Origin of the sequence: Cupriavidus basilensis (assembly GCF_029335485.1) — a bacterium.
In the GTDB taxonomy this organism is placed as follows: Bacteria; Pseudomonadota; Gammaproteobacteria; order Burkholderiales; family Burkholderiaceae; genus Cupriavidus; species Cupriavidus basilensis_E.
Window position 1 is genome coordinate 1 of the sequence record NZ_JARJLM010000665.1, and the last position, 11,124, is coordinate 11,124.

Genomic DNA, 11,124 nt, shown 5'->3' on the forward strand with positions numbered 1-11,124 from the left:
TGACCGCGCTGCCCCAGGCGCCGATCTGCGCGACAATGAACTTGCCGAACTCGGCCCGGCTCAGCGTGCTGGCTTCGGCGCCCTCCTGCGCCAGCCTTTTCTTTGCCTCGGGCACGAGCAGCGTTGCCGCAATCGCCTTGCTCAACTTGTCCAGTACGGCCGGCGGCGTGCCGGCGGGCGCCACCACCCCATGCCAGGATACGGCCTGGAAACCCGGCAGCCCCGATTCCGCCATGGTGGGCACGGCGGGCAACGCAGTGCTGCGCGCCGGCGAAGTCACGGCCAGCGCCCGTACCGTGCCCGCCTTGATATGCGGCAGCACCGCCGGCACCGTGGTGAACATGAAATCGATCTGGCCACCGACCAGGTCCGTAATGGCCGGCGCGCCACCCTTGTAGGGCACATGCAGGAATGACAGCCCCGTCTCATCCTTGTACATCTCACCTGCCAGATGCCCCGGCGTGCCCGCGCCAGCCGAACCCATATTGGCGCCGCCCGCCTTCGCTTTGAGGTAGCGGGTCAACTCCGGCAGATTGCCGGCCGGCACGCCCTTGCCTACCACCAGCACATTTGGCACGGTGGCCAGCAGCGCAACCGGCGCGAAATCCTTCACGGCATCATAGGAAATCTTCCGGTAAAGCGTGGGGTTGATGCCGTGGGTGCTGGCCGTGGCCAGCAGCAAGGTGTAGCCGTCCGGCGCGGACTGGGCGACCTGTTTGGCGGCGATGGTGCCGTTGGCGCCGCCACGGTTGTCCACCAGCACGGTCTGACCGAGGGTCTTGCCGATCTCCGCGGCGACGGTGCGGGCGAGAATGTCCGATGTCCCGCCCGCGGGGTGCGGCACGACCAGCGTGATCGGCCTGGCCGGATACGCCTGGGCGCGGGCCGGCGGCGCCAGCATGCTGGCCGCCAGCGCGCACGCCGCCAAGCCAAAAGTACAGATTCGATTCATTCTTGTCTCCTGTTTATATCGATGATGCCTATCGATGATTCGAGTGGGGATCGGGATAGCGGGTCCGGCGCGCGTGCCGGTGGCAATGCGGGGCGTTCGCCGGCGCACGATGCCGGCGAACCGGGCGGCACGTCGCGAGGCGAGGGATGGCGGCTCTGGCCTGCGGAGCCGCCGTGACGGCGAAGTTCAGTCCGAGCCGAGCGCCAGGTTACCGGGCCGGCGTTTTTCGATATTCCACTTCAGCAGCGCCGCGCTGCGATAGATGCCGTGCGCGAACTTGCCATAAGGCAGGGTCAGGAACAGCGCCATCACCACGCCGAGGTGCAGCGCCAGCAGCAGCGCCATGGCGGCGCTATCGCGCCAGGCCAGCAGCGCCAGGCCGCTCAGGCTGGTGAGGAACAGCAGCGCGATGAAGCCGCGGTCCATCGGCTTCTGCGCCGCGTCGCCGGTGCGCGGATCGCGCTTGAGGTTGAGCCAGAGCAGGCCCGCCGGGCCGATCAGCAGGCCGATGCCGCCGGCGGTGCCGAGCAGCACCGGCAGGCTGCCCAGCGCATAGGGCGCATGCAGGTCCAGCAGGTAGTGGTACAGCGTGGCCACCGCGGTGGCGGCAAAGCACAGCATGAAGCCATAGAAGGTGAAATGGTGGAAGCGCCGGCGCCACAGGGTGAACGCATCGTCCGCGTTGTTGCAGCCCTGGCCATGGCCGCCGTCGAGGTAGCGCAAGCGCAGCGCGTCGTGCGCCGCGCCGCCGATGGCCGGGCCGCGGGCTTCCCCCTCGACCTCGCCGGGAGACACCTTGCGCCAGAAGCGCGTCACGCCCACGCCCAGCGCCAGCACCGCGAAGCCGAACACCGCACCGAACATCGCCGCCAGCAGGTTGTGCGGGAAGATGGCGTAGAAGTTGCCAGCCAGCGGCGCGTGCAGCAGGCTGCCGCGCATGGCCACGGCCAGCACCAGGAACAACACCAACCCGGCCGCCAGCGCGAGTGCCGTGGCCAGGCCGGCGCGGCGGTACAGGCCGCCGAAAGCGCCAGGCCAGGCGTAGTCGGCATACGTCTGTGCCCTCACCTTGGCCATGGCCTGCGGCACATTGACCGCGAACTCGTGCGGCGGCGCGTACTGGCAGGCGTGGTAGCAGGCACCGCAGTTGTGGCACAGGTTGGACAGGTAGTGGATATCGGCCTTGGCGAACTCCAGCCGGCGCGTCATGGCCGGAAACACGGCGCAAAAGCCTTCGCAATAGCGGCAGGCATTGCAGATCTGCATGACGCGGCCAACCTCGGCTTCGTCCCCGGTGAGCGGCAGCACGCCTTGGGCCAGCGCCGCCGCTTCGCGCGTCAGCGCTTCAAGATGTTGCATGCTGCTTTTCCCCGATATCGTCATGACTGGGCCGCCCGAGCGCGGCGGCGGCGGCCTGCGTGCCGGCGATGCGGCCGAAGGCGGTGCCGATGGCCATGCCGACGCCGGCCGTATAGCCCTTGCCGAGCACATTGCCGGCCATCATCTCGCCGGCCACGAACAGGTTGGCGCTGGGCTTGCCGCCGAAGTGCACGGCGGCGTGCTCGTTCACCTTGAGGCCAAGATAGGTAAAGGTGATGCCGGGACGCAGCGCATAGCCGAAGAACGGCGCGGTGTCGATGGGCCGCGCCCAATGCGTCTTGGCCGGCGCGATGCCCTCGGTATGGCAATCGTCCAGCACGGTGTGGTCGAAGGTGCCGACGCGGCAGGCCGCGTTGTATTGCTCGATGGTGCGCACGAAGGTGGCGTCGTCCAGCCCCAGCTGGCGGGCCAGTTCGGGCAGCGTATTGGCACGCACGCCCGGAAACACCGGCGGCATGAAGCGGCCCATGGCCTTGGCGTCGATGATCGAATAGCCGATCTGCCCCGGCTGCTGGGCCACCAGCCGGCCCCAGATCGCGTAGCGCTTGGGCCAGAAATCCTCGCCTTCGTCGTAGAAGCGCTCGGCATTGCGGTTGAGCATCACGCCCAGCGAGACGCAGTCGACCCGGGTGCAGATGCCGCCGTCGTACAGCGGTGCGCGCGCGTCGATGGCCACGCAGTGCGATTGCGAGGGATCGCCGATGGCGTCGGCACCCGCTTCGATCATGAATTTCAGCAGCACACCCATATTGAAGCGGGTACCGCGGATCAGGAAGTTGTCGGCCGGCCAGTCGCCGTCCGCGTTCCGGCCCCAGGCCTCGCGCAGCCATGCGCGGTTGGATTCGAAGCCCCCGGCGGCCAGCACGCAGCTGCGCGCCGCGATGCGCTCGCTGCCGATGCGGGCCGCGACAAAGCGCTCGCCGTCCAGCTCGATGGCGTCCACCGGGGCGTTGTAGCGCACCTGCACGCCAAGCGCCTCGGCGCTGCGGAAGTAGGCGTTGACCAGGGCCTTGCCGCCGCCCATGAAGAAGGCGTTGGTTCGCGCCACATGCAGGGCGCCCGACAGCGGCGGCTGAAAGTGCACGCCGTGGCTGCGCATCCAGTCGCGGCAGCTGGACGAGGCGCGGATCGCCAGGCGGGCCAGGCGCTCGTCGGTCAGGCCGCCGGTGACCTTGAGCAGATCCTGCCAGTATTCCTCTTCGGGATAGGCCTCGATCAGCACGTCTTGCGGCGCGTCGTGCATGCAGCGCAGGTTGCGGGTGTGCTGGGAATTGCCGCCGCGCCACTCGCGCGGGGCCGCCTCCAGCAGCAGCACGCTGGCGCCGGCTTCGCGCGCCATCAGGGCGGCGCACAGGGCGGCGTTGCCGCCGCCGATGACCAGGACGTCGATCATGGGCGGGCGCCTCCGGCAAGGCGGCGGGAAATCAGCGCGGACGACTTCCGGATTGGCTTCCGGATTGGTTTCCGGATTCGAGGAATGAAAAACACGATGAAGGTTCCGGTGGGGATGCCGGCACTGTACCGGCCCATCGGCCTCCTGCTAAGGCCCGGGATCGCATGGGGGTATCACGAATCGTGATACCGAGCCCCCAATACTCCCGGCCCTCGGCCTCAGCCCTCCGGCCCCAGCAGGCGGGCGCCCCGCCAGGCGCCGGAGCGCACCAGCTCGCGGGCGCAATCGGCCAGCACCACGCGCAAGGCCAGCGCGGCGGGCGAAAGCTCATCGTCGGACAGGCTGCATAGCACATTCTGCCGCCGCACCTTGGGATCGGCGATCTCGGCCAGGTGGAAACGCGCCTGCGCATCGGCATAGCGCCCCACCGCCGCCCAGGGCTGCAGGGTGGCGCCAAACCCGAGATCGACGGCGTCCATCAGCATGGCCAGGGAATCCACCTCCTGCACCACCTGCGGCACGATCTTCACGCGGGCAAACGCGGCATCGAGGGTGCTGCGCAGCCCGTGCAGGCCGGTGGGCATGATCAGCGGCACCTCCCGCAACTGCGCCATGCGCAGCCGCGCGGGGACATCGGCATCGACGCCGGCGGGCAGCGCCTTGCGCGAGCGGATCAGGAACAGGGTTTCCTCCAGCAGCGGCGTCACGCTCCAGCGACGCGCCACATGGGTGTCGAACAGTACCGCCAGGTCGAGCTGGCGCGCATTGAGCATGGCGCTGAGGTGGCCCGACAGGCTCTCCACCATATGCAGGCGCACATCGGGATAGCGCTCGCGCATGGCGCGCATCAGCGGCACGCCGATCACCGAGGCGGTGGTGGGCGCCAGGCCCACGCTGACGGTACCGGAAAGCCGCGCATGATGGGCGGCGCGCTTGGCCTGCTCGGCGTGGCGCAGCGCCAGTTGAGCCTCGCGGAAAAACGCCAGGCCCGCCTCCGTAGGGGTCACGCCGCGCGTGGTCCGGCGCAGCAGCCGGGTCGAGAGTTCGCCCTCCAGCCGGCTGATCTGCTGGCTCATGGCGGACTGCACCATATCGAGATCGAGCGCGGCGCGGCTCATGCTGCCGAGCTCGACCACCCGGACAAAATACTGAAGCTGGCGCAGTTCCATCTGGCTCCCCCGCGAGGCCGGCCACGCCGCGCCGGCGTGGTCCGAGGTCTGGATTCTTGTTGCGTCGCTTATACCAGATGCGGGCGCGCCGGGGGCATGTTGCAAGCAGGCCTCGTATCAGGCCTCGTCGAAGCCGCTGTACCAGTCCACGGCCTGGTCCGAGTAGGCCAGGCCCCTGGCGGCCAGGGCCTCGCGCATCCGGTACATGTCCAGGCCCAGCACGCCGGAGGCCAGCGTAGCCCGCTTGCCCTCTTCCATGGCGCCGCGCTCGGCCGCGCGGCGCGCGGTCTCGCCAGCCAGCGGCCGCGGCACCACCACCACGCCGTCGTCATCGGCCACGATCACGTCGCCGGGACGCACATGGGCGCCGGCGCAGACCACCGGCACATTGACCGCGCCCACGGTCTCCTTGACCGCGCCCTGCGCCGAGACCGCCCTGGACCAGACCGGGAAACCCATCGCATTCAGCGTCGCCACGTCGCGCACGCCGCCGTCGATCACCAGGCCGCGCGCACCGCGCGCCTTGAGCGAGGTGGCCAGCAGATCGCCGAACAGGCCGTCCGTGCAGTCGCTGACCAGCGCCACCACCAGCACGTCGCCGGGCTGCACCATCTCCACCGCGACGTGGATCATCCAGTTGTCGCCGGGATGCATCAACACCGTCACGGCGCTGCCAGAGATGGCGGCGGCGGACTGGACCGGACGCAGATAGGGCTTCATCAGCCCCGTACGGCGCTGCGCCTCGTGCACGGTGGCTACGCCGGCAGCACCCAGGGCTTCGATCTCCGCTGCGCCGGCGCGCAGGATATTGCGATAGGCGATGGTCTTCATGCCAGGCTCTCCGACACCTGCGGGAACACGCGCGCATAGCCTTCGCCGTACGTCACCTGGCGATCGGAATTGCGGGTGGCCTGGGCGCCGCGCTGCAGCGCCACGCGGGTGTAGTACGCCCACAGATGTTCCTGCGCCGCCATGGTGGCGAAGGCGCGCTGCTTTTTCTCCCACACGGAGGAGATGTCGAGCAGCACGTCGGGCTTCCAGTTGCATTGCTCGGGCTGGTGCGGCTCGAACAGGAATACCGGCGGCGCGCCGATCACCGGCACCTCCGGCTTGTAGCCGTGGGCCTGGGCAATGACCCGCGCTTCCTGCGCCACGTGGGTGGCCAGCGGGTGGTCGAAGTTATAGATGTCCTCGCGCGAGTGGCTCAGCACCACCTCCGGCCGCAATGCGCGGTAGAGGTCGGCCAGGCGCAGCAACGCTGCATCAGTCACGCGCAGCGGATAGTCGCCCAGGTCGAAGCACTCGAGCGTGGCGCCGAGAATGTCGGCGGCCTGCTGCGCCTCCTCGTGCCGCGCAGCCTTGACGCGCTCGATCGTCATGCCCGGCTGGCGCCACATCCTGGCGGATTCGCCGCGCTCGCCGAAGGACAGGCAGGCGACCTTGACGTCATAGCCGCGCTCGGCGTACAGGGCGATGGCGCCGCCGGCGCGCCAGACGAAGTCGGCGGCATGGGCGCTGACCACCAGCACGGCGGGACGGCTGGCCGAGGCTGATGCCCCCGCGGGGGCCGGGGCTTGGATATAGGATAAGGCGGACATGGAGATTCCCGTGGGATGGCTTGTGTTCATGGCTGTGGCCGGTATGTGCCATCTGGCATCCGTGCGGCCGGCCGCGGCCTCAATGTCAGTCGGCCGTGATGCCGGCCTTGCGGATCACGCCGTTCCAGGTAGCGGTTTCATTGCGCACGAACTGCCCAAAGGCTTCGGGCGTGCCGGGCAGGATGGTCACGCCCAGCTGCGCCAGTTGCTTGCGCACGTCGGGATCGGCCAGGGCGGCATTGGCGGCGGCATTCAGCTGCTGGACCACGGCCGGCGGCGTCTTGGCCGGCGCGATCAGGCCCCACCACACCGAGGCAGTGAAGCCGGGCAGGCCTTGCTCGCGCGAGGTCGGCACGTCGGGCAGCAGCGGCGTGCGCTGGTCGCTCGCCACCGCGATGGCGCGCAGGCTGCCGGCGCGGATATGCATGACCACCTCGAGCGGGTTGATCGGCATGAACGAAATGCGTTCGCCCAGCAGGTCCGTGATGGCTGGCGCGCCGCCCTTGTAGGGCACATGCAGCACGTCGATGTGCGCGGCCTCCTTGAACAGCTCGCCGGCCAGGTGCCCGGAGCTGCCATTGCCGGCCGAGGCGTAACTCAGCTTGCCAGGCTGGGCTTGCGCCTGGGAGATCAGCCCCTTTAGCGACGTCACGCTGGATTTTGCCGGCACCACCAGCACCAGCGAGGCCTGCCCCACGCGCGCCACCGGCGTGAAATCCCGGGCCGGATCGAAGGGCAGCCTGGCAAACAGCGCGGCATTGGTGGCCAGGCTGTTGGAGGCCATCATGATGGTGTAGCCATCCGGCGCGGCCTTGGCCACGGCTTCCATGCCGATATTGGTGCTGGCGCCCGGGCGGTTGTCGACAATGATTGGCTGCCTGAGCAGCACGCTCATCTTCTGGCCGACCGAGCGGGCCACGATATCCACCCCGCCGCCGGCTGCATAGGGCACCACCAGCCGGATCGGCCTGGCCGGGTAGGTTTCGGCGCTGGCGGTGGCGGCGCCCAGCGACAGCGCGGCAGCCAGCAAGCCGGCAAGGTAAGGTCGACGCAGCATTCTTGTCTCCGGCGTGTCGGGTTGAAATCGTTTGTGTGCATTCTGCGCAGGGCTTGTGATACTGTCCAATATGTTTTCGACCCCTCGGTTATTGCAGATTGCTATAACCAGACACTGTCTGACGTGCTGACTTGCTGACTTGACCCATGGACTTCCGCCAACTCCGCTATTTCGTCGCCGTGGCCGAAGCGCTGAGCTTCAGCGAGGCCGCGCGCAGGCTGCATATCAGCCAGCCGCCGCTGAGTACCCAGATCAAGGCCCTGGAAGACGAACTCGGCAGTCCCCTGCTCGACCGCTCACGCCACCATGTGGCGCTGACGCCAGCGGGCGCCCTGTTCCTGGACAAGGCCAGGGCGGCGCTGGGCAACCTCGAGCAGGCCCGCGAGGTCGTCAAGCAGGTGGCGGCCGGCGAGGCCGGCGAGATCCGGGTGGCCTTCACCGCCTCGGTGCCGATGCAGGACACCTTTCCGCGTGCGGTGCAGCAGTTCCGGCTCGGCCACCCGCGCGCGATGCTGGAGCTGGTGCATATGTCCACCGGGCAGCAATTGCAGGGAATCGAAAGGGGTGAGATCGATATCGGCTTCCTGCGGCCGTCACCGCAGTTCTATCCGCCCGCCAGCATCGCCGTGCGCGAAGTGCTGGCCGACCGCCTGATGGCCGTGCTGCCCGCCGCGCACGGGCTCGCCGGGCTGGAGCATGGCGACGGCGGCGCCGATGACCACGCGGCCGCGTCCGCTGCGCACGCAGGCGCCGCGCCGCTCGACATCGGTGCCTTGTCCGGCCAGCCCTTCCTGCTATTCCCGCGCGGGCTGGGCTGCGGGCTCTTCGACCACGTCACCACGCTGTGCAACCGCGCGGGCTTTGCCCCGCGCATCGCCCAGGAGGCACGCGAGGCCACCACCATCATCGGCCTGGTGGCCAGCGGCGCAGGCGTTTCGGTGCTGCCAGAGATCTATGCCCGCACCGGCATTCCGGGTGTGGCCTACCGCCCGCTGGCCGGTCCCGATGCGGCCAGCCGGATACTGGTGGCGCATCGCGCTGGCGCGCTTTCGCCCATCATGCGGCGGTTTCTGGCGTTCTTCTGAATCCTGCCTCGGCAGGAAGTTGCCGGGACGCCGCAGGCATTGCCGCTTATGTGGCCTTGGCCGCAGAAGCCCGCCCTTGCGCGTTGCGCGCAAGCCGAATCGGGCATAGAGATACGGGTATCAGCCGGGCGCGTGCCGCCCTCCCCGGGTATCCGCATCATGGATTTCGACCTCTACATCGGCATCGACTATTCCGGTGCCGAAACACCGGACAGCCTGCTGCGCGGGCTTCAGGTGTTTGCCGCCGCTGCCGGCCAGGAGCCGCATGCCATCCGCAATCCAGCCGACGCGCAAGCGCACCGTGGCATCTGGTCGCGCAGGGCTGTCGCCCAATGGCTGCTGGCGCAGGTTGCCTCTGGCCAGCGGCTCCTGGTCGGCATCGACCACGGCTTTTCCTTCCCCAAGTCTTACCTTGACCGGCACCAACTGCGGACCTGGCCTGAATTTCTGGACCATTTCCAGCAGCGCTGTACAAGCGGCATGCCGGATGCCTGCGTGGATCGCAATGGTCCGCTGCAAGCGCTGCCAATCGGCAGGTCCGACGAGCTACGCCTGTGCGAGCGCTGGACCTGCTGGGCCAAGGGCGCGTTCCAGTTCGACGTGCAGGGGTCCAACGCCATGTCGACGCACGCCGGCATCCCTTGGCTGCGCCACCTGCGAGGACAAGCGCAGGATCGCATCCATATCTGGCCGTTCGATGGCTGGCAACTGCCGGAGCGCGAAAGCTCGGTCATCGCGGAAGTCTGCTCGCCGATGCTCCGCGAGCGCTATCCGCGGGCGGACCGGACGGCCGACGAGCAGGACGCGTACGCCGCGGCACGCTGGCTTGCGGAAACCGCCGGCAGAGGGGTCCTCGAGCGCTACCTGAATCCGCCGCTGACCCACGCGGAGCGCCAGGTCGCCGCGCTGGAGGGCTGGATACTCGGCGTGGGGTAGCGCCTCGGCTGCCTGGCTTGAGACAGCCCGCCGCCCCCGCCCCGCGCCGGCGACCGGCGGCAAGTCATTGCCTGCCGCCGCAACGCCTCTGATGAAATTTCCCAGGATGCCGGCCTCTTGAATGTGGTACAAAACCCACATGTCAACCGTCGGCAATGGCCCACCCTGCCATTGCTGCCCGCAACGAAGGAGAAAACCCCCGCATGACTGTTTTCCAAGGGACTGGCGCCCTTTTCACTCTCATCGCCATTTTCGGCGTCATCAACTACCGCTTTATCAAACTGCCCGACACCCTGGGCATTACCGCCGTTGGACTGGTGGCCTGCCTGAGCGTGTCCATCCTCGGCTTCAACCACCCTGAAATGGTCGCCCAGGCCCGCAAGCTGGTGGCACAGATCGATTTCTCCGACATTGTCTTCCATGGCCTGCTGAGCCTGCTGCTGTTTGCCGGCGCGCTCCACGTCGACCTCTCGCGCATGCGCCGCCAGCGCCGGGCCGTGGTCATGCTGGCCACCGTGGGCGTGGTGATTTCCACGGCCGCGGTCGGAGGCGGCTTCTACTATGTGGCGCAGTGGCTGGGCCATCCGATCAGCCTGCTGTGGTGCCTGGTATTCGGCGCCCTGATCTCCCCCACCGACCCGATCGCCGTGCTGAGCGTGCTCAAGAGCGCCGGCGCGCCGGAGAGCCTGGAGACCAAGATCGCAGGCGAGTCGCTGTTCAACGACGGCACCGCGGTGGTGGCCTTCCTGACGCTGGTGGGACTGGCTACGGGCGCCACCGAGTTCTCCGCCTCGCATGTGGCGGTCGCGCTGGTGCGCGAAGTGCTGGGCGCCCTGGTGCTTGGCGCCGTGCTCGGCTACGGGGCCTCGCTGCTGCTGCGCGGCATCGACAGCTATCCGGTCGAGATCCTGATCACGCTGGCGCTGGCCACCGGCGGCTACAGCCTGTCCGAGGTGGTGCACGTGTCGGCGCCGCTGTCGGTGGTCATCATGGGCCTGGTGATCGGCAACCACGGCGCCACCAAGTCGATGTCGGAAAAGACCCGCGAGCATTTGTTCAACTTCTGGGGCTTGCTGGACGAACTGCTCAACCTGGTGCTGTTCGGGCTGATCGGACTGGAGATCATTGCGTTGTCGCTGCAACTGCATATCGTCTGGCTGGGGCTGGCGGCAATTCCCGTGGTGCTGGTGGCGCGCGGCATCAGCGTGGCCATCCCGCTGCTGGCCCTGCAGAACTTCCGCCGGCTCAATCCGCACTCGGCCACCATCATGACCTGGGGTGGCCTGCGCGGCGGCATCTCGATCGCGCTGGCGTTGTCCCTGCCGGACTTCCATGGCCGCGAGATGCTGATCGGCGTGACCTACCTGGTGGTGGTGTTCAGCCTGCTGATCCAGGCCACCACGCTGGGCCGGCTGGTCAGGCACCTGAGCGCCAGGCAGGCCTAGTCGCCTCCTGTAGCCGCTGCCCGCGGGCGCTGACGTGCTCGCCACGGCGGATTGCGGGGATCATCGAGGCGAACGGGGCGCAGTCCCCGATTGCCGCCTGACGGCCCGG

The 11,124-nt window shown here is 68.4% G+C and carries 10 protein-coding genes; 3 read left to right on the forward strand and 7 right to left on the reverse strand.

Translation table 11 applies throughout. The features are described 5' to 3' along the window. The 7 genes from P3W85_RS40945 to P3W85_RS40975 all read right to left on the reverse strand — a co-directional run. Positions 1 to 952 (reverse strand): Bug family tripartite tricarboxylate transporter substrate binding protein (locus P3W85_RS40945; RefSeq protein ID WP_276269013.1); only part of this gene is annotated, 952 nt, incomplete at its 3' end. A gap of 186 nt (positions 953 to 1,138) precedes the next feature. Continuing rightward, positions 1,139 to 2,311: a tricarballylate utilization 4Fe-4S protein TcuB gene (gene tcuB, locus P3W85_RS40950; RefSeq protein ID WP_276269014.1), complete on the reverse strand. Its 1,173-nt coding sequence runs from the start codon at positions 2,309 to 2,311 to the stop codon at positions 1,139 to 1,141. Then, positions 2,298 to 3,725, reverse strand: coding sequence for an FAD-dependent tricarballylate dehydrogenase TcuA (tcuA, locus tag P3W85_RS40955; protein ID WP_276269015.1), 1,428 nt, complete (start codon positions 3,723 to 3,725; stop codon positions 2,298 to 2,300). The genes tcuB and tcuA overlap by 14 nt, the downstream gene beginning before the upstream one ends. A gap of 218 nt (positions 3,726 to 3,943) precedes the next feature. Next, positions 3,944 to 4,894 (reverse strand): LysR family transcriptional regulator, encoded by a 951-nt coding sequence (locus P3W85_RS40960; RefSeq protein WP_276269016.1) that lies wholly within the window; start codon positions 4,892 to 4,894, stop codon positions 3,944 to 3,946. 117 nt (positions 4,895 to 5,011) lie between these two features. Further along, positions 5,012 to 5,725: a 4-carboxy-4-hydroxy-2-oxoadipate aldolase/oxaloacetate decarboxylase gene (locus P3W85_RS40965; RefSeq protein ID WP_276269017.1), complete on the reverse strand. Its 714-nt coding sequence runs from the start codon at positions 5,723 to 5,725 to the stop codon at positions 5,012 to 5,014. After that, a complete protein-coding gene (locus tag P3W85_RS40970; protein WP_276269018.1) occupies positions 5,722 to 6,492 on the reverse strand; it encodes a PIG-L deacetylase family protein in 771 nt (256 codons plus the stop codon). The genes P3W85_RS40965 and P3W85_RS40970 overlap by 4 nt, the downstream gene beginning before the upstream one ends. An 85-nt stretch (positions 6,493 to 6,577) precedes the next feature. After that, positions 6,578 to 7,549 carry a tripartite tricarboxylate transporter substrate binding protein gene (locus P3W85_RS40975; protein ID WP_276269019.1) on the reverse strand — a complete coding sequence of 324 codons (972 nt, stop codon included), beginning with the start codon at positions 7,547 to 7,549 and terminating at the stop codon, positions 6,578 to 6,580. Positions 7,550 to 7,695: 146 nt separating this feature from the next. Between P3W85_RS40975 and P3W85_RS40980 the strand changes: the two genes are divergently transcribed. The 3 genes from P3W85_RS40980 (at position 7,696) to P3W85_RS40990 (ending at position 11,015) form a co-directional block, all read left to right on the forward strand. Continuing rightward, positions 7,696 to 8,634: a LysR family transcriptional regulator gene (locus P3W85_RS40980; RefSeq protein ID WP_276269020.1), complete on the forward strand. Its 939-nt coding sequence runs from the start codon at positions 7,696 to 7,698 to the stop codon at positions 8,632 to 8,634. A 159-nt stretch (positions 8,635 to 8,793) separates the two neighbouring features. Next, the gene (locus tag P3W85_RS40985) at positions 8,794 to 9,570 is read left to right on the forward strand and encodes a hypothetical protein (RefSeq protein ID WP_276269021.1); all 777 of its coding nucleotides are present in this window, start codon (positions 8,794 to 8,796) and stop codon (positions 9,568 to 9,570) included. Positions 9,571 to 9,773: 203 nt separating this feature from the next. Further along, positions 9,774 to 11,015 carry a cation:proton antiporter gene (locus P3W85_RS40990; RefSeq protein ID WP_017230645.1) on the forward strand — a complete coding sequence of 414 codons (1,242 nt, stop codon included), beginning with the start codon at positions 9,774 to 9,776 and terminating at the stop codon, positions 11,013 to 11,015. Positions 11,016 to 11,124: the final 109 nt, after the last annotated feature.